Origin of the sequence: Pseudomonas sp. NPDC077451 (assembly GCF_044543345.1) — a bacterium.
GTDB lineage: Bacteria > Pseudomonadota > Gammaproteobacteria > Pseudomonadales > Pseudomonadaceae > Stutzerimonas.
This window is the reverse complement of record NZ_JBITVX010000003.1, coordinates 269,584-286,900: the sequence shown is the minus strand read 5'-3', so window position 1 is coordinate 286,900 and position 17,317 is coordinate 269,584. Positions and strand designations below refer to the sequence as shown.

At 60.0% G+C, this 17,317-nt stretch carries 17 protein-coding genes; 10 read left to right on the top strand and 7 right to left on the bottom strand.

What is annotated here, in order from left to right:
• The first annotated feature begins 54 nt into the window (after nucleotides 1–54).
• Both ACIGHL_RS07830 and ACIGHL_RS07825 read left to right on the top strand, forming a co-directional pair.
• Entirely contained in the window at nucleotides 55–372 is a 318-nt protein-coding gene (locus tag ACIGHL_RS07830; protein ID WP_128121407.1) for an EthD family reductase, read from the top strand.
• 222 nt (nucleotides 373–594) lie between these two features.
• On the top strand, nucleotides 595–1,611 hold the full coding sequence (locus tag ACIGHL_RS07825) for a potassium channel family protein (protein WP_241509251.1): 1,017 nt from the start codon (nucleotides 595–597) through the stop codon (nucleotides 1,609–1,611).
• A 34-nt stretch (nucleotides 1,612–1,645) separates the two neighbouring features.
• Here the strand turns inward: ACIGHL_RS07825 and ACIGHL_RS07820 are convergent, their stop codons facing one another.
• From ACIGHL_RS07820 to exaA, 4 genes are all read right to left on the bottom strand, one after another.
• The gene (locus tag ACIGHL_RS07820; protein ID WP_128121408.1) at nucleotides 1,646–2,185 is read right to left on the bottom strand and encodes a DUF421 domain-containing protein; all 540 of its coding nucleotides are present in this window, start codon (nucleotides 2,183–2,185) and stop codon (nucleotides 1,646–1,648) included.
• Nucleotides 2,186–2,290: 105 nt separating this feature from the next.
• Entirely contained in the window at nucleotides 2,291–2,935 is a 645-nt protein-coding gene (locus ACIGHL_RS07815) for a 3'-5' exonuclease (RefSeq protein ID WP_128121409.1), read from the bottom strand.
• 122 nt (nucleotides 2,936–3,057) lie between these two features.
• Nucleotides 3,058–3,708: a pentapeptide repeat-containing protein gene (locus ACIGHL_RS07810; protein WP_128121410.1), complete on the bottom strand. Its 651-nt coding sequence runs from the start codon at nucleotides 3,706–3,708 to the stop codon at nucleotides 3,058–3,060.
• Nucleotides 3,709–3,853: 145 nt separating this feature from the next.
• Nucleotides 3,854–5,713, bottom strand: a complete 1,860-nt coding sequence (exaA, locus tag ACIGHL_RS07805) for a quinoprotein ethanol dehydrogenase (protein WP_128121411.1) — start codon at nucleotides 5,711–5,713, stop codon at nucleotides 3,854–3,856.
• A 104-nt stretch (nucleotides 5,714–5,817) separates the two neighbouring features.
• Between exaA and ACIGHL_RS07800 the strand changes: the two genes are divergently transcribed.
• The 3 genes from ACIGHL_RS07800 to ACIGHL_RS07790 are packed head-to-tail and all read left to right on the top strand — an operon-like array spanning nucleotide 5,818 to nucleotide 7,392.
• Nucleotides 5,818–6,057, top strand: a complete 240-nt coding sequence (locus ACIGHL_RS07800; protein WP_128121412.1) for a hypothetical protein — start codon at nucleotides 5,818–5,820, stop codon at nucleotides 6,055–6,057.
• Nucleotides 6,050–6,487 carry a cytochrome c-550 PedF gene (gene pedF / locus ACIGHL_RS07795; RefSeq protein WP_045427171.1) on the top strand — a complete coding sequence of 146 codons (438 nt, stop codon included), beginning with the start codon at nucleotides 6,050–6,052 and terminating at the stop codon, nucleotides 6,485–6,487. Before ACIGHL_RS07800 ends, pedF begins: the two co-directional genes overlap by 8 nt.
• 5 nt (nucleotides 6,488–6,492) lie before the next feature.
• A complete protein-coding gene (locus ACIGHL_RS07790; protein WP_128121413.1) occupies nucleotides 6,493–7,392 on the top strand; it encodes a substrate-binding periplasmic protein in 900 nt (299 codons plus the stop codon).
• Between the two features lie 91 nt (nucleotides 7,393–7,483).
• On the opposite strand, the gene ACIGHL_RS07785 is transcribed toward ACIGHL_RS07790, so the two are convergent.
• Both ACIGHL_RS07785 and ACIGHL_RS07780 read right to left on the bottom strand, forming a co-directional pair.
• Nucleotides 7,484–8,704 carry an MFS transporter gene (locus ACIGHL_RS07785; RefSeq protein WP_128121414.1) on the bottom strand — a complete coding sequence of 407 codons (1,221 nt, stop codon included), beginning with the start codon at nucleotides 8,702–8,704 and terminating at the stop codon, nucleotides 7,484–7,486.
• 195 nt (nucleotides 8,705–8,899) lie between these two features.
• Nucleotides 8,900–10,135, bottom strand: coding sequence for an ABC transporter substrate-binding protein (locus ACIGHL_RS07780; RefSeq protein WP_128121415.1), 1,236 nt, complete (start codon nucleotides 10,133–10,135; stop codon nucleotides 8,900–8,902).
• 284 nt (nucleotides 10,136–10,419) lie between these two features.
• Between ACIGHL_RS07780 and ACIGHL_RS07775 the strand changes: the two genes are divergently transcribed.
• On the top strand, nucleotides 10,420–12,198 hold the full coding sequence (locus ACIGHL_RS07775; protein WP_128121416.1) for a PQQ-dependent methanol/ethanol family dehydrogenase: 1,779 nt from the start codon (nucleotides 10,420–10,422) through the stop codon (nucleotides 12,196–12,198).
• Between the two features lie 139 nt (nucleotides 12,199–12,337).
• On the opposite strand, the gene ACIGHL_RS07770 is transcribed toward ACIGHL_RS07775, so the two are convergent.
• Complete coding sequence (locus tag ACIGHL_RS07770) at nucleotides 12,338–12,808, bottom strand: dihydroorotate dehydrogenase (protein ID WP_241509253.1); 471 nt, start codon at nucleotides 12,806–12,808, stop codon at nucleotides 12,338–12,340.
• A gap of 394 nt (nucleotides 12,809–13,202) precedes the next feature.
• On the opposite strand from ACIGHL_RS07770, the gene exaC reads away from it, so the two are divergent.
• The 4 genes from exaC to pqqB all read left to right on the top strand — a co-directional run bounded on the left by exaC (nucleotide 13,203) and on the right by pqqB (nucleotide 17,274).
• Nucleotides 13,203–14,723: an acetaldehyde dehydrogenase ExaC gene (gene exaC / locus ACIGHL_RS07765; protein ID WP_128121418.1), complete on the top strand. Its 1,521-nt coding sequence runs from the start codon at nucleotides 13,203–13,205 to the stop codon at nucleotides 14,721–14,723.
• Nucleotides 14,724–14,965: 242 nt separating this feature from the next.
• Nucleotides 14,966–16,081, top strand: coding sequence for an oxidoreductase (locus tag ACIGHL_RS07760; RefSeq protein WP_128121419.1), 1,116 nt, complete (start codon nucleotides 14,966–14,968; stop codon nucleotides 16,079–16,081).
• Between the two features lie 160 nt (nucleotides 16,082–16,241).
• A complete protein-coding gene (pqqA, locus tag ACIGHL_RS07755) occupies nucleotides 16,242–16,313 on the top strand; it encodes a pyrroloquinoline quinone precursor peptide PqqA (protein WP_003253598.1) in 72 nt (23 codons plus the stop codon).
• A gap of 49 nt (nucleotides 16,314–16,362) precedes the next feature.
• A complete protein-coding gene (gene pqqB / locus ACIGHL_RS07750; protein WP_128121420.1) occupies nucleotides 16,363–17,274 on the top strand; it encodes a pyrroloquinoline quinone biosynthesis protein PqqB in 912 nt (303 codons plus the stop codon).
• Nucleotides 17,275–17,317: the final 43 nt, after the last annotated feature.

Here is a 17,317-nt window from a genome sequence, read left to right as displayed (position 1 = left end):
AAACGGTAGCAAGCGATCCCATGTCCCCAACTCCCCAGATAGAGGCAATTGAGCATGATCAAAGTCAGCGTGATGTACCCCAATACCCCTGGTGCGAGGTTCGATCACGAATACTATCGCGACAAGCACCTACCGTTGCTCAAGGCCCGTATGGGCGATGCCTGCCTCTATTACACGATCGATAAGGCCATTTCCGGGCGTACCCCAGATGAACCGGCTCCCTACGTTGCGATGTGCCACATTTTCAGCGAATCGGTAGAAGCCTTTCTGGCGGGTATCGGTCCTCATGCCGAGGAGATTGTTGCGGACATCGCCAATTACACCGACCTGACGCCGGTCCGGCAGATCAGCGAGGTAGTGGTAGGGCACTGACGGTTTGTTGGACAGCGCCGGGCATCGCCATGACCCGGTTCCGTCCGCCGTCCTTGGCCAGGTAAAGCTGCCTGTCGGCGTGCTGCATGAGGCCGTCCATCGTGTCGCCTATATAGGGCCATTGCTCCAGCGCGCGGACATTTGTTGGTCAGCCACTGGAAAACGCTAACCAGCTCTGAACTAACAACGGCTGGCTACTTCATAACTTCTGAACACTCTGCGATGGAGCAATACGGCGGCCCTATGGTTTTTCTTGTCTTGGGAATTTTGCTTTTTCTGTTCACGGCGACTGATATCACCAAAACCACGCTGTCGACGCGCGGTGGTGGGACTATCACCAATATCGTTTCCAAGAGCGTATGGCGTTGTTTCTTCGCCGCAGCCGGCCGGCGGGGGGAGGCGAAGCTGCTGGAGTATGCAGGCCAATGCGTGCTGCTGTTGGTGCTGCTGACTTGGATTGCCTGTCTATGGTTCAGCCTGTTCCTGATGCTTGCGTCGGACTCGGCCTCGGTGATCAACGGCACGACCAAGGCAGCGGCGGACCTCTGGGAAACCTTCTACTACGCAGGCTTCACACTTTCGACGTTGGGCGTAGGCGATTTCGCGGCCTCAAACGACGCCTGGCGAGTAGTGACCAGTGCCGCAGCCTTCTGTGGGTTGACATTAATCACGGCTGCAATCACCTACATCGTTCCGGTCCTCTCGGCTGTTAGCCTGCAAAACCAGCTCAGTCTGCTCATTACGAGCATGGGTCGGACGCCGCAGGAGATCGTTATTAACAGTTGGAACGGGTCTGATTTTTCGCGTTTTTATGACAATGCCAGCGACATACGGCAGATGCTGGTCGAGCACACCCTCAACCATCACGCCTATCCGGTGATTCGTTGCTTTCATAACAAGCAAGCAGAAAAGAACGTCATACCCGCAGTGGCGAGCCTGAACGAGGTGCTGCAGTTGCTTGAAGAGGTCGCTGAAGACGTACCGCAGGACACGCTGAAACACAAGATGCTCGTGTCGGCGCTGGACCAGCATCTTGAGATGCAGCGTTCCAATTACCTCGGCCAGGTGAATAGCCACGCCCAGTCTCCGATCATGGATCTCGCGTCGCTGAGCGATGCCGGAATACCGCTTAAATCGAATGCGGCTCAAATGCTCAACGCACCGGAGCGGCGCCGGTTGTTGGGCGCTTTACTGGAAGCGGATGGCTGGGGATGGCACCACGTTTGCCCGCGCGACTGACGAGGCGGTGCGTCAATCGCAAAGCTCCGATGGCCTAAAGCTCAATGTTCCGGGGCCCCGGCGTCATGACCCCGGATAGGCTCGAACGGCTATCGCCAGAACCTTTTTTGATCACACTGAAGCTGCCATCGGTTTCCAGAATGACCGCTTCAACCGCATCGATAGCAGAGAATCCGCTAGAGCGTATCGCCGAGCGGACCTCATCTTCAGTGACCCGAGCCACGCGCATGGCACTGCCTAGCATCTGCCCTTGATATAGCAGCAGCGCTGGTTCGCCAGTGACCAGCTTGCGTACCCAACCGACTCTTACGCTGGACCAGGTGACGAGGTACTGCAATCCGATCAGCAGCGCCAATGCCAGGGTTCCTTCGGCAAGCGATACATCGCGGTTCAGCAAAATGGTAGCGAACGTCGACCCCAGGGCTACCGTGACGATCAGGTCGAACGCGTTCATCTTGGAGAGCGTACGGCGGCCGGAAATACGCAGCAGTACGATCAGGTTGATATAGGCCAGGATGCCAATGACCAGGGTGCGGACCAGTGTCGACCAGCCGCTGAAGAACATACCTTCCACATCTATCTCCTTTGGAGTCTGCCCTTGGTAGACGCCACTGAGGTAGATGGGTTGCACCTTCAGTAGGAGGAAGAGGCTATTCCTTCGTATCGACCAGCTGCGCTGTCAGCTGTCCAGCTGTTTGGCCGGGACGATCCGGTCATGCAGAACGCGTTCGGCGTCGTCGCCCAAGGCAAGGAATACTCTAAGTGCGGCGTAGGCATCGTTCGCCGCATACAGCCGCTGCGCATCGGTAAGAGAACGGTTGCTCCAGTTCGACGTAGACACGCTGCGCGATTTGCTCACTCGCGCACCCAGTACGGCCGCAACCGCGCCGCGTAGTCCGACCTGTCCCTTTTTGCCCTGGTAGCGCAGGGTTGTGCCCAGGTCGATGAAGTGCACCATCTCGATACCCAGGCGATTGCGCAATCGGCTGCGGTCGGTGCTCAGCCCGAATCCCACCTTCAACACCCGTGTTGACTGGAGAACTGCTCTGACGGCTTCGCTGCAGCCATCAGAGCCGACCTTGAACAGGTAGCCTTTCTCGGGGCTGGCAAACTGAATCAAATGCGGCCCCGTCGATACCTCGCCCACCTTGAAGGTCGGTTTGGATTCGGTATCGAAGCCAACCTGCGGCCAACCGAGCAGCTCGTCCTTGGCTTGGCTGAAGGCTTCGGGGGTTTCGGGGGTAATGATCTGGTCCAGGTGAAGGCCATCGAAGCGGGGCAGGGCGTCCAGTTCGACGACCTGTGGGATACGGATGATGGTCATGAGGGGTTCCGGCGAGCGCTAACTAGAGCAGCAAAGTGCAGTGGTGTCGTTAATGCAGGCGAGACTAGCGCACAACGCCCCCAGACGCATGTTTGATGCGGATGACGAGGCCGGCGTATCCCTTATTTCTCCCAATCCACCGGACAATCGATGCAGCTATCCATGTGGGTGCCTTGAAAGGTTGCATAGTGGCGGCGTGCCCCGGTCAGGGCGGCCTCCGCGAGGTTGGCATCGTTGAACTTGGCTTCTTGCAGGTTCGCGTCGGTCAGCGTTGCGCGTGCGAGATCGGCCTTGCTCAGCCAGGTCATCTCAAGGTTGGCTGCGGTTAGATTTGCGCCCTGCATTTTCGCCCCACTCAAACGCGCAAACTCAAGGTTTGCTGCGGTCAGGTTGGCCCCGTTGAAGCGTGCGGCCTGAGCGAACAGGCCCCATCCCTGAATTGCCACCAGGTGGGCATTGGTGAGATTCGCCACCCGCAGGTTGGCTTGTTGCAGGCTGGCGCGGGTGAGGGTGGCGCCGGTCAGGTCTGCCTTTTCCAGATTGGCCAGATCCAGATTCGCATGACGCAGGTTGGCACCGGACAGATTGGCACCGGCCAGGTCCATCTTGCGCATGTCCTGATTGCTCAGGTCGGCATTGCGGAGGTCGGCGTTGCGGCATCTGCTTTCCGGCTGGATGACGCAGCCATTGATGATGGTCGGTTGATCGTCATCAGCCAGGAGCGACGCGCTGGCGAGCAATGCGAGGGGCAGCAAAAGAAGAGTCGGGTTCATGGCAGTTCCGTATTCGAAGGGAATAGGACAGCCGGCATGTGACGGGCCGGTGAACCGGAGAGCGCCAACCCTTGCGGTTCTACCGAGTTGGCTACGCCAGCTGTCCAACGTGGGAGGCTGCGCCGCATCACGGCGCAGCCTCGCCTTAGCGTTTGGCGGTCGAGTTGTCCCAACTCGGGATCCGGAACACCCAGAACGAGCCGCCTTGCGCAACAGGCTTGGTCAGCGCTGCCATGTCGCCGCCCCACAGCGGCACGGCGCCACCGTAGCCGACGGTCACTCCGATGAATTGCTCACCGTCCTGCTCCCAGGTGATGGGCGGGGCGATGATTCCGCTGCCGGTCTGGAATTTCCACAGCTCTTCGCCGGTTTTGGCGTTGAAGGCTTTCAGGTAGCCGTCCCCAGTCCCGGTAAATACCAGGTTGCCCTGGGTGGCAAGCACACCCGCCCAGAGCGGCAGCGGCTCCTTGTGCTCCCAGGCGACCTTGCCCGTGGTGGGATCCATGGCGCGAAGAATGCCGACGTGATCGTCGTACATGCGCTTGATGCGGAAGCCCTGACCGAGATAGGCGTTACCCTTCTTGTAGCTGACCTCTTCGGTCCAGTAGTCCTCTTTCCAATGGTTGGCCGGAACGTAGAACAGCCCGGTGTCCTGGCTGTAGGCCATGGGGTTCCAGTTTTTGCCGCCCAGAAAGGGCGGTGAAACCTCGACCGACTTGCCGTGTGCTTCGCCTGGCTCCGGTAGCGGTGGACGCTGACCTTCGTTCTCGACAGGTCGTCCGGTCTTCAAGTCGATGTGGCTGGCCCAGGTGATGTTGTCGACGAAAGGGAAGGCGTTCTGCAGCTTGCCATCCTCTCGATCGACTACGTAGAAGAAGCCATTGCGGTCGGCGTGAGCCGTCGCCTTGACGGTTTTTCCATCCTTATTTTTGTAATCGAACAGCACCAGCTCATTGTTGCCAGAGAAATCCCAGGCATCGTTGGGGGTGTGCTGATAGAACCACTTCACTTCGCCCGTGGTGGCGTCAACACCCACCTGCCCGGAGGTATAGAGGCTGTCGTAGTCTTTCGGCTCGCCGCCATCAGCGGTACGCGCCCACCCGTTCCAGGGCGCCGGATTTCCCGCGCCGACGATGATGGTGTTGGTCTCGGCATCGAAGCTCGCACTCTGCCAAGGCGCGCCGCCACCCTGGCTCCAGGCCTCTTTCTTGCCAGTGGGCGAGTTGGGATCATCCGGCCAGGACGGCGCTTTGGCATCGCCGGTCGGCGTACTCTCTTTGCCGTTCAGGCGCCCTACGTGCCCTTCGACGAAGGGACGCATCCAGACCTCTTCACCGGTCTCTGGATCGCGGGCGAACAGCTTGCCGACGATTCCGAATTCGTCACCCGAGCTGCCATGAATTAACAGCACTTTTCCGCTTTTCTGATCCTTGATCAGGGTAGGTGCGCCAGTCATGGTGTAGCCCGCGCCGTGGTCACCGAACTTCTTCTTCCAGACGACCTTGCCGGTGTCCTTGTTAAGTGCGACCACCTGCGCATCCAGCGTGCCGAAGTAGATCTTGTCGCCATAAATCGCAGCACCTCGATTTACCACGTCGCAGCAGGGACGAATGTCCGCAGGCAACCGGTGCGCGTAGCTCCAAAGCCGTTTGCCTGTGCGCGAATCGAGCGCGAACACGCGGGAGTAAGAACCTGTCACGTAGATCACACCGTCATGCACGATGGCCTGGGATTCCTGTCCCCGCTGCTTCTCGTCACCAAAGGAAAAGGACCAGGCCGGCGTCAGTTTGAAGACGTTTTCATCATTCACCTGATTCAGCGGGCTCCAGCGCTGGGCATTGGTGCCCAGGCCGTACTGCAATACGTTTTCGGTGGAAAGATGGTCGTTGGCAATGTCGTCCCAGGTGACGTTCTTGGCGTCTGCCAAGCCACTGAGTGAGAGACTGCCAATCAGAACGGCAATGGCGAGAGGGCGTTTGCTGCCCAGGGGGGCTGTTGTTGTCATGGTTGGTTTCCCTTGGTCGATTCGGACGAGGCCAGTTGCTGTGCTCGCTACATGGGTTGTGCGAGGGGCTGGTCAGGCGATTCGATTATTGGGATGGGATCGCGATGGCTGATACGGAAAAGCTCCCGCTGATTCAGGGAAAACTTCCCAATCCGCCTGTGTTTTCGGTCTGCTACCTGGGTGCTGCGCCGATGCCGCATGAGGCCCTACTACCAAGGGAGGAGATTCCGACAACCAAAGCACGATTCTGCCAGGTGGGCGCAATGCCCAAGATGACCACCATGCGCTCCAACTGGGGCTGCCTTGCTCAGGTATTCGAAAACAACGGTGGTAGTCATGAATAATAAAACTGAACTGCGCGCGCTTTTTGCTGCTGGTCTGCTCGGCTTCGCCGGCTTTGCCTTCGCCCACGGTGACGTCACGCCGCAGAAGGTGGAGACCAAAGGGTTGTCCCCGCTGGGTGAAGAGTGGGTCGATGAAAACCCGTACCGGGCGCCCAGTGAAGACCATGACAGGGCCGTTGAAATTGGCTCATCGGCCTACAACCAGAACTGCGCCCGCTGCCATGGCCTTGAGGCAATCTCTGGCGGCATCGCACCGGATCTGCGTGAACTGGAAGCCAGCTATGACGGCGACGAGTGGTACAAGGAGCGCGTGATCAACGGTGCTGTTCGCGATGGCGCCGTCTACATGCCCCGCATGGCCGATTACCTCAGCCAGGAAGCGCTCTGGGCCATCCGTACCTACATCGAAAGCGAAGCTGCCAAGCGGTGATTACGATGCGCCAGTTGCTTGCCGGGCTTTGTTTGTGGTTGGCCTGCGCGCTGGTACAGGCGGAGGTGGTCAAGGTGCGCGCGTTCGATGACATCATCGATTCGGGCGTGCTCAAGGTGGCGATGTACGAGAACTTCCCGCCTTACAGCTTCATGGCCGATGGCAAGCCGCGCGGGGTCGATTTCGAGCTCGCGCAAAAACTGGCGTCGGAACTCGGGCTGAAGGTCGAGGTGTTGTGGGTAAGGCCTGACGAGACTCTGGATGACGACCTGCGCAACTTCATCTGGAAAGGGCATTACCTGCGACCGAACGTATTGGCCGACGTGATGATGCGTGTGCCCTACGACCGCGAGTTTTCCTACAAGCAGAACGAGCTGGGCGAGCTGATCAACGAGTTGGTGGTCATGTTCGGCCCATACCAGCGCGAGCGCTGGCAGTCCGCCTACGATGATCGACGCCTCGAAGAGCTTTCCAGCGTGGCCGTGTTCCGCTACCACCCGGTCGGGGTGGAAGTGGAAAGTGTCCCCTCGTTCTATCTGTCGTCGGTATTCAACGGCAGCATCGCCAAGATGCTGCATCACTACCCAACTGCGCAGGCCGCATTTGCCGCGATGCAGGCGGGGGAGGTTGACGCGACAATGGCCATGCGCGGTGAGATCGACTGGATGCTGGGCCAGGCCAACGACAGTCATCTCAAGGCCGCACAGAACGCCTATCCAAACATGGGCAAACAGGTCTGGGAGCTTGGCATGGCCGTGCATGAATCTAACCGTCAGCTGGCTTACGCGCTGGAAGGCGAGTTGGAAGGCCTGATCAAGGCGGGGACTGTCGAAACCATCTATGAAGGTTACGGGCTGCAATATGAGCTGCCGGAGCTGTACCAGGTACAGCTGGGAGAGAACTGATCACAGCGCGTATCCCGCAGGTATCAGCTGCATGCTGGGATGTTTTCACGCCGAACGGCTGTCGTACGCTGTGCTCCGGCCGACCGCTGAATCAGCCTTCTAACCCCCGATGATCGAAGGCCTGCATCCGCGGATGCCGGAAAAACCAAAACGCCAATGGCGTGGCGAGTGCGATGACTACCCAGCCGAGCAAACTGATTGCGACGGGCAGGCCATAGTGATCGGCGACCCAGCCGACGCCGAGCAACGGCACGATGCTGCCAACGTAGCCGCACACCAGGTAGGTTGAAATCAGGCCCGAACGCTCGGCGGGGCTCGCGATACGGTTGACCATGCTGATGCCGGCCAACAGACACATGCCATGTCCCGCCGCTGCAGCGCAGACGCCGATGATGAACACCAGCGAAGAGCCAGCGGTAAAGTTGAGTACGAGCATCGCGTTGCTCAACACAACCGACAGCAGGCCGAGCAAGCCGCACCAGCGCAGACTCATCCGGGCACAGGCCAACTGCATCATGGCCGAAGCTAGCAGAATGACCCCGATGGACGTGCCGCTCACTACCGGTCCATGCCAGGGCAGCATTTTCTCCAGGAACAGCGGCGCCATCGACGCGTAGATGCCGAACACGCCAAACGCAAAGAACGGACAGGCACACGTCAGCAGGAACGCCAGCGAATCAGGGCGGGTGGCCCAGGTCAGCCGCGGGATGAACGTACGCAAACCGAGCGGTGCAGCTGCGCTGAGTTCGGGATGCGGTTTGAGCTGCACGCGCAGCAAGGCATATACCCCCAGCACGCCGAGGATCAGGGTGGGCACGTAAGTGGCCGTCAGCGGAAACGGCAGCCACTGGCCAATGACGCCTCCGGTCAGCGGGCCGAGGCCGAAGCCAAAGGCGAGCAGAAAGCTGGTGATCATCGATATCCGCTGGGATGCTCCGTCCCGGGAAATCTGTACCAGGCCGACCGACGCGCTGGTCACGATCAGGCTGGAAGAGAGGCCGACTGCAAAACGACCGATGTTGAGGCTAGGCAGGTTCCACGCCAGCATCGTCACCAGGGTCCCGGCCCAGCCAAGCAGCAAGCCGGTGAGCATTACTTTGCGAAAGCCCAGGGTGTCTGACAGGCGGCCCATGAACAACAGCCCGAACAGCGCGCCCGCCATGTAGACGACATAGATCATTGAGATGTCGCTGGTACGAAGCTGCCACGCTTGTTGATAGAGCGGATACAACGGGGAAATGAGCGCCGTACCCATGACACCGACGCACATGGCGAAGCACACCCAGGGAAACGGGGACCACGTTTGTTTCATTGAAAGAACCCAGCTTGACGAAAGAATGGCGTCATCAGTATTGCCTAGCGTGGCGGCATGACGCCCTGGTCATTAGGTGCCTACTGTATCGGCTCGGCGTGATCTCCGCGCAGTCATTCGTTTCGTGATTAGCAACCCATTGGGTCAGGCGCGCCGACCCGCAGCCCTCTTTCGACAGACGGTTCGGTGCTATTGCTAGCGCAAGCTCAGCTCGTCACCGCGTTCCTCCTGCCACTCGTCAAGGCTCGGGGCCGCCGCTTCGCCGTCCATGCGATGGATGATGTTGAAGTAATCCTGCTTGAACCTGTCCTGCATGATTTCGCTACGCGACCGGACCCGTACCGCATAGATGCTCTGTACGTTCTGATGGTCGAAGCTGCGCCAGTACTGTTCGTCCTTGAGCAGGCTGTAGCGGTGATCTTCCAGCGCCTTGATGATCTTTTCGCTGTGCAGACTGCCAGCGCGGTTAGCGGCTGCGGCCCATTGCTGAACGATGGCGTAGGCCGAGGCGGCAGTACTGTCCGGGTAGCGCTGATGCTGAGCGATATAGGCATCGACGAATGCTTGGCCCTGTTCACTTTTAACCAGCGCAGGAACGCGCCAGGTCCAGGCTGCCGTGCCAATGACATGCTCCATCACCTGCGGGCCGGCCTGCTCGACGATGCTGCCGGTCAGGTTGGGCACGATAATCTGCATCCGCTGGTCGAGCTTGAGGTCATGCGCCAGACGCATGGTCTGCACCAGATCCTGGCCGAGCAAGACGATGACCAATACATCCGCGTCGCTGGAGGCGGCTTTTTTCAGCGCGGCGAGGTACTCCTCATGGTGCGCACCCCTGGCGCTGATCCGCGAGAATCCGTGGCGTGCTCGGTCACGGCTGCGGGTGGCTTCGCGCAGTGCCTGCTCCATGCTGTGGCCCCAGTTGTCGTCGAGGCTGACGTAGTGGTAGCGACGGTTCGGCAGATGCCAGCTGAGGTACTCGCCAAGCACGCGCGCACTCATCCAGGCACTGTTGGTTTCACGAAACAGGTAACGCTGGCCGTCGTGTCCGGTGATTGCGTTGGCGTAACCCAGCGTGGGGAAGAACAGCAGGCCCAGCTCGCGGGCGCGCTGGCCGGCGGCTATGGCCTCTTCGCTGGTAGCGCCGCCGAATGCCATCGCGGCGCCCTCGGCCGCGAATTTTTCGATGTTGGCTCGCGCCTTCTCTTCGCGGGCGGCCGTGTTGCGGCTGATCAGCTCGAGCGGCCGGCCCAGTACGCCGCCCTGTCGATTGAGGGTCTCGATAGCGAGCAAGGCGCCGCGGCGAAGCTCCAGACCTTCGCTTTTGTAGTTACCGGTGCTTGGGTAATTCAAGCCCAGCCGAATCGGCTGGGCGGCGTTGGCAGTGGCGGCCAATACCATCAGGAAGCTGCAGATCATCAGGCGGCGCATGGCTCGTGTCCTTGTGAGCGGAGGGGCGTCCGTTGTAAGGCTCGAGCATTGCGCTAGGAATTGTCTTTTCGGGCACACCGGCTTCAACTTCGGTGCCGGTGCGGTAGCCCGGCTTGGCCATCATGACGCAAGGATGACGGGCCCTTCGAGGAGTATTGCTACCAAGGGAGGAGGAAAATCGGTACTGCGTGTAATTGTTACAGGAGCGGCTAGATCCAAGAATCGCTACTAGACCGGGAAAACTTCCCGGCGACGATAACAATGAACCCGTAGAGGTAGCCGCAATGAAGCACACCGGTCTTCGCAAGCCCTTCGCCCTGACAGCGCTTTGCGCCGCCATGGCATTGTCCAGCGTGTCGGCATGGGCAGTCACCGATCAGGAAATCCTCGATGACGCCAAGTCCACCGATCAGATCGTTACTAACGGCCTGGGGCTGCAAGGCCAGCGCTACAGCACACTCGATGCACTGAACACTGAGAACGTCAGCCAGCTGCGCCCGGTTTGGGGTTTTTCCCTGGGGGGTGAAAAACAACGTGGCCAGGAAGCGCAGCCGCTGATTAAAGATGGTGTGATGTACGTCACCGGCTCCTACTCACGCGTATTTGCGATCGACGCCCGTACCGGCAAGGAACTGTGGCAGTACGACGCCCGCCTGCCGGACGGCATCATGCCTTGCTGTGACGTGATCAACCGCGGCGTGGCGCTGTATGACGACCTGGTGATCTTCGGCACGCTGGATGCCAAGCTGGTCGCGCTGAACAAGGACACCGGCAAGGTCGTCTGGAAAAAGACCGTCGCTGACTACAAGGCTGGCTACTCGATTTCTGCCGCGCCGATGGTGGTAAAAGGCAAGTTGATCACTGGCCTGGCCGGCGGTGAGTTCGGCGTAGTTGGCATGATCCAGGCGTTCAACCCCAAGAATGGCGAGCTGCTGTGGACCCGTCCGACCGTCGAAGGCCACATGGGCTACGTGATGAAGGATGGCAAAAAGGTCGAAAACGGCATCTCTGGCGGCGAAGCCGGTAAAACCTGGCCGGGCGATCTGTGGAAGACCGGCGGTGCAGCGCCTTGGCTGGGTGGTTACTACGATCCGGACACCGATTCGCTGCTGTTCGGTACCGGCAACCCCTCACCGTGGAACTCGCACCTGCGCCCAGGCGATAACCTGTATTCGTCTTCGCGTTTGGCATTGGACCCGGACGACGGCTCGATCAAGTGGCACTTCCAGTCTACGCCGCATGACGGCTGGGACTATGACGGTGTCAACGAGCTGATCTCCTTCGATTACCAGGACGGTGGTAAGACCATCAAGGCCGCTGGTACCGCGGACCGTAACGGCTTCTTCTACGTGCTCGATCGGACTAACGGCAAATTCATTCGCGGCTTCCCGTTCGTGGACAAGATCACCTGGGCCAAGGGTTTGGATAAGGATGGACGTCCGATCTATGACGACGCCAACCGTCCTGGCGCACCAGGCGATGCCGACAAGGGCAAGTCCGTAACTGTTGCACCGTCTTTCCTCGGCGGTAAGAACTGGATGCCAATGGCTTACAGCCAGGACACCGGACTGTTCTACGTGCCGTCCAACGAATGGGCCATGGACATCTGGAACGAAGGCGTCGCCTACAAGAAAGGCGCGGCTTACCTGGGCGCTGGCTTCACCATCCACCCGCTGAACGAGGAATACATTGGCGTGCTTCGCGCCATTGACCCGAAAACCGGCAAGGAAGTCTGGCGTTACAAAAACTACGCGCCACTGTGGGGCGGCGTTCTGGCAACCAAGGGCAATCTGGTGTTCACCGGTAACCCGGAAGGCTTCCTGATGGCGTTCAACGCCAAAACGGGCGAGAAGGTGTATGAATTCAACACCGGTTCCGGTGTGATCGGCTCGCCAGTTACCTGGGAAATGGACGGCGAACAGTATGTATCGGTCCTTTCTGGCTGGGGCGGTGCAGTTCCATTGTGGGGTGGCGAGGTTGCCAAGCGCATCAAAGACTTCAACCAGGGCGGCATGGTCTGGACCTTCAAACTGCCGAAGGAGCAGGTAGTCGCCAAGCGCTGATTAAGCGCCAAGAAAACGAGGCCGGCTTATGCCGGCCTTTTTTATGGGAAATTTATGGGTATTGGGCGGCAGAGTTGATCCTCGAACAGCCAAGTTTCGCGGATGGCCAAGCTCCTGCGCGGCTTTGCTTAGCTCGGACTCATCCGCATAGCCGCCGAGCAAGCCATGGCCCCTGACGCATCAGGGCTCCATGCACCTGGATAAGCTGAGCCCCTGCGTCGAGGCGCGCCTGGAGGTGGCCTGCGGTCTGTATTCCTCCGACCGAGATCAGCGCCAGATCGGTGCCGCACAGGCGGTGCAACTGTTCGATCTGCATGCAGGCTTGCATCTGTTGTCGGTCATCCTGCCAGGCGTGGTAACGCTGCCGTGTCGCTGGCGGCCCTGGGTCATGCGCAGCGATCAGGCCGTCGAAACCCAACTCCAGCAGCACTTCGGTTAGGTACTCAGGTACCTGTTCCGGCAGGCAGCGCAACTTTGCGACCAGTGGCACGCAGCGATTTCCCGCTGTGTTCAGCGCGTGTTGCTGATGTCGCAACAACGAGAGCAGTCGGTGCAACCGATCGGGGTCTTGGACCAGCCGGACGCTGGCAGGGCCGATCAGATTGAGCACCAGATAGTCCGCCAGCGGCCAGGCAGTCTGTAGCAGGGCGCAGGTCTCAGTCCAAGATCGGCGGGCGTCCAGAGTCAGGTTCAGGCCTAGACGTGCTTGACCATGCTTTACAGGCGACAGCCTGGCGAGACCATCGGCCGTCCTTGCGCATGGTCAATTGCATGTGAGCTGGGGCGGCCTAATCTGACGGTTTTTTTCAGGCACATGGCGCGCCTTTTGGGGCGCTCAGATACCTGTGGCGGCGGCGCACCGGTTTTGGCATCTACTACCAAATGAGGAGCGCATCTGTCCCTTGGGGGCATTCCGGGCAAGCGGTTTGGCTGCCTAAGATCGTTCCATGTCCTGTCCATGTCCGGTCAGGCTCCGACAAGCAGAAAAACTAGAGAGGCCGCTCATGATCTACGCCCAACCCGGTACGGAAGGCTCCGTCATTTCCTTCAAGCCACGCTATGGCAACTACATCGGCGGTGAGTTTGTCCCGCCGGTCAAGGGTGAGTATTTCGTCAACACCTCGCCGGTCAATGGTGAAGTCATCGCCGAATTCCCGCGTTCCGGGGGCGAGGATGTTGAGCATGCTCTGGATGCCGCCCATGCCGCCGCCGATGCCTGGGGCAAAACCTCGGTACAGAACCGCGCCCTGGTGCTGCTGAAAATCGCCGACCGTATCGAAGCCAACCTCGAACTGCTGGCCGTGGCCGAAACCTGGGACAACGGCAAGGCCGTGCGCGAAACCCTTAACGCTGACGTGCCCCTGGCCGCCGACCACTTCCGTTACTACGCCGGTTGCATCCGCGCCCAGGAAGGCAGCGCCGCCGAGATCGACGAACACACCGCCGCCTATCACTTCCATGAGCCCCTGGGTGTGGTCGGGCAGATCATTCCGTGGAACTTCCCGCTGCTGATGGCCGCCTGGAAACTCGCCCCGGCCCTGGCCGCCGGCAACTGCATCGTGCTCAAGCCGGCCGAGCAGACCCCGCTGTCGATCACCGTGCTGATGGAGGTGATCGGCGACCTGCTGCCGCCAGGCGTGCTCAACGTAGTGCAGGGCTACGGCCGCGAAGCCGGTGAGGCCCTGGCCACCAGCAAGCGTATCGCCAAGATCGCCTTTACCGGTTCCACTCCGGTCGGTTCGCACATCCTCAAGTGCGCCGCCGAGAACATCATCCCGTCGACCGTGGAGCTGGGCGGCAAGTCGCCGAACATCTTCTTTGAAGACATCATGAACGCGGAACCGCAGTTCATCGAAAAAGCCGCCGAAGGCCTGGTGCTGGCGTTCTTCAACCAGGGTGAAGTGTGCACCTGCCCATCCCGCGCCCTGGTGCAGGAGTCGATCTACGACGCCTTCATGGTCGAGGTGATGAAGAAGATCAAGGTGATCAAGCGTGGTAACCCGCTGGACACCGAAACCATGGTCGGTGCCCAGGCCTCAGAGCAGCAGTACGACAAGATCCTCAGCTATCTGGAAATCGCCCAGCAGGAAGGGGCCGAGCTGCTTACCGGCGGCGCGGCAGAGCGTTTGGAAGGTGATCTGGCCAGCGGTTATTACATCCAGCCGACCCTGCTCAAGGGCAACAACAAGATGCGCGTGTTCCAGGAAGAAATCTTCGGCCCTGTGGTGGGTATCACCACCTTCAAGGACGAAGCAGAAGCCCTGGCCATTGCCAACGACACCGAGTTCGGCCTGGGTGCCGGCCTGTGGACCCGCGATATCAACCGCGCCTACCGTATGGGCCGGGCGATCAAGGCCGGTCGCGTGTGGACCAACTGCTACCACCTGTACCCGGCGCACGCCGCCTTCGGTGGCTACAAGAAGTCCGGCGTCGGCCGCGAAACCCACAAGATGATGCTCGACCACTATCAGCAGACCAAGAACCTGCTGATCAGCTACGACATCAATCCGCTGGGCTTCTTCTAAGCCCGGTACTGCAACTCGTAGGACCCGGCGCGTTCGCTCCAGCGCGCCGGCTGACTTGCTCGCACGCTATCAGTGCGGGGACCACTGACCGATCGGGTTCGGGCGGTGGTCCATCAACGCAACGCGGCCCCAAAGGCTGCGTTTTTTTATGCGTGGCCAAAGCCCAGCGATCGCACGCAGCGAACTCCAACGCCCGTTGCACCTCAGATTCAGCACGACCCCTGTTTCATGAGGACTTGCTGATGCCACAATTGCTCGAACCCGTCCAGCTGAATCAGCTGCGCCTACGCAACCGCGCCGTGCTGGCTCCGATGACTCGCGTCAGCGCCGAACCCGAAGGGCAATCCAACGAACTGATGCGCGACTACTACCAGGCATTCGCAGAGGGCGGCTTCGGCATGTTGATTACCGAAGGCACCTATACGGACACAGCATACAGTCAGGGATATCTGAACCAGCCGGGCCTGGCCACCGAGGTTCAGCGTGACAGCTGGGTGCCGATCGTCAGCGCGGTACACCAGGCGGGAGCGGCGATCATCGCTCAGCTGATGCATGGCGGCGCGCAGACTCAAGGCAATATCCATCACGCCCGCCACGTCGCGCCGTCGGCGGTTCAGCCGGGCGGGCGACAGTTGAGCTTCTACGGCGGCGATGGCCCCTATGCGACACCGGCAGAGATGACCGAAGCGGAAATCCATGAAGCGATTGCCGGCTTCGTCCAGGCTGCGAAACATGCGCGTGATGCCGGTTTCGATGGGGTGGAGCTGCATGGCGCCAATGGCTACCTGCTGCACGAATTCATGACCGCCGAGTTCAATCAGCGCACCGACCGCTGGGGCGGTGACTACAAGGCCAGACTGGCCCTGCCGCTGGACATCATCCGTGCGGTACGCGAGGCGGTCGGGGCGGGGTTCGTCGTCGGTATGCGGCTGTCGCAAAGCATGGTCACGGACAGCCAGCTTAAATGGGACGGTGGGGTTGAAGCGGCGCGCTATCGTTTCGCCACGCTAGCCTCCGCGGGTCTCGACTACATCCACGTGACCGAAGGCGACATAAGTGCACCGGCGTTCGAGGAGGGCGAAAGCCTGGCGGCAATCGCCAAAGGTGCCGTCGAGATCCCGATCATCGGCAATGGCGCCATCGGCACGGGCGAACAGGCGCAGCAATTGCTCGACGCCGGCGTGCTGGATTTCCTGGCGATCGGCAAGGCGGCGCTGGCAAACCATGATTGGCCGTTGCGCGTACAGGAAAAGGCGCCCCTGAGCACATTCGACTACGAGATGTTCTCGCCAATGGCGACCATCACCAACGAACTGGCCTGGCGGGGCACCCATGGTCGTTCCGCTGTGCGCCGCTGAGTGCACCTGTCATCTCACGTTGCTTGAAAACCGGCGACAGCCAAGGCACTACCAATGCAGAGCGCTGTCTCCTTCCAAAGTACCATTCCGCTTTTGACGGAGTAGGGTGCTTAATGAGTTGTCGGAATACTTCCGTCATCACAAAAGAGAGGAATCAGCCATGTGGACTAAACCTGCTTTTACCGACCTGCGCATTGGTTTCGAAGTCACCATGTACTTCGCCAATCGCTGATTGATCGGCCCCGGCCCCGGTCGGGGCTCCGTTTTTTTGGGAGCTGCCCATGTTCATCCAGATTTTAGGTTCGGCTGCTGGCGGCGGCTTTCCTCAGTGGAACTGTAATTGCGTCAACTGTGCCGGGCTGCGCAACGGTAGCTTGCGTGCCAAAGCCCGCACTCAATCGTCGATTGCAATCAGCGATGACGGCGAGAACTGGATACTTTGCAACGCCTCGCCGGATATCCGTGCTCAGCTTGAGTCCTTCCCTAAGCTACAACCGGCTCGCGGCCCCCGAGACACCGCAATTGGTGCGATCATCCTGCTCGACAGCCAGATCGATCACACTACCGGCCTCCTGACGCTGCGTGAGGGCTGCCCACACGAAGTCTGGTGCACCGAGATGGTTCATCAGGATCTGAGCACCGGCTTTCCACTGTTCAAGATGCTTGAACATTGGAACGGCGGTCTGCGCTGGAATCCGATCGCGTTGGAAGGCAGTTTCACCATCGCGACCTGCCCAAACCTGAACATCACCCCGATTCCGCTGCGCAGTTCAGCGCCGCCGTATTCGCCGCACCGCAACGACCCGCATCCCGGTGACAACATCGGTCTGTTGATCGAAGACCGTAAAACCGGCGGCACGCTGTTTTACGCGCCGGGTCTGGGCCAGGTCAGCCCTGAACTGCTGGAACTGATGCGCAGTGCCGATTGCCTGGTCGTCGACGGCACCCTGTGGCGCGATGACGAAATGCGCGTGCGCGAAGTCGGCACCAAACTGGGCAGCGAAATGGGCCACCTTCATCAGAGCGGCCCAGGCGGCATGATCGAGGTGCTCGACGGCATGCCGGCTGCGCGCAAGATTCTCATCCATATCAACAACACCAATCCGATCCTCGACGAGGACTCTGCCGAACGGGCGGTGCTCGACGAGCACGGGATTGAAGTCTCGTTCGATGGCATGAGTATCGAGCTGTAGGGTAGAACGACCCGCAGCTCACCGAAATCAGTGGCTGAAGGCG

Bases quoted from the DNA above. Each gene is read 5' to 3' on its own strand.
- ACIGHL_RS07830 (WP_128121407.1), top strand. From the start codon at position 55: ATGATCAAAGTCAGCGTGATGTACCCCAATACCCCTGGTGCGAGGTTC.
- ACIGHL_RS07825 (WP_241509251.1), top strand. From the start codon at position 595: ATGGAGCAATACGGCGGCCCTATGGTTTTTCTTGTCTTGGGAATTTTG.
- ACIGHL_RS07815 (WP_128121409.1), bottom strand. From the start codon at position 2,935: ATGACCATCATCCGTATCCCACAGGTCGTCGAACTGGACGCCCTGCCC.
- ACIGHL_RS07810 (WP_128121410.1), bottom strand. From the start codon at position 3,708: ATGAACCCGACTCTTCTTTTGCTGCCCCTCGCATTGCTCGCCAGCGCG.
- exaA (WP_128121411.1), bottom strand. From the start codon at position 5,713: ATGACAACAACAGCCCCCCTGGGCAGCAAACGCCCTCTCGCCATTGCC.
- ACIGHL_RS07800 (WP_128121412.1), top strand. From the start codon at position 5,818: ATGGCTGATACGGAAAAGCTCCCGCTGATTCAGGGAAAACTTCCCAAT.
- pedF (WP_045427171.1), top strand. From the start codon at position 6,050: ATGAATAATAAAACTGAACTGCGCGCGCTTTTTGCTGCTGGTCTGCTC.
- ACIGHL_RS07790 (WP_128121413.1), top strand. From the start codon at position 6,493: ATGCGCCAGTTGCTTGCCGGGCTTTGTTTGTGGTTGGCCTGCGCGCTG.
- ACIGHL_RS07785 (WP_128121414.1), bottom strand. From the start codon at position 8,704: ATGAAACAAACGTGGTCCCCGTTTCCCTGGGTGTGCTTCGCCATGTGC.
- ACIGHL_RS07780 (WP_128121415.1), bottom strand. From the start codon at position 10,135: ATGCGCCGCCTGATGATCTGCAGCTTCCTGATGGTATTGGCCGCCACT.
- ACIGHL_RS07775 (WP_128121416.1), top strand. From the start codon at position 10,420: ATGAAGCACACCGGTCTTCGCAAGCCCTTCGCCCTGACAGCGCTTTGC.
- exaC (WP_128121418.1), top strand. From the start codon at position 13,203: ATGATCTACGCCCAACCCGGTACGGAAGGCTCCGTCATTTCCTTCAAG.
- ACIGHL_RS07760 (WP_128121419.1), top strand. From the start codon at position 14,966: ATGCCACAATTGCTCGAACCCGTCCAGCTGAATCAGCTGCGCCTACGC.
- pqqB (WP_128121420.1), top strand. From the start codon at position 16,363: ATGTTCATCCAGATTTTAGGTTCGGCTGCTGGCGGCGGCTTTCCTCAG.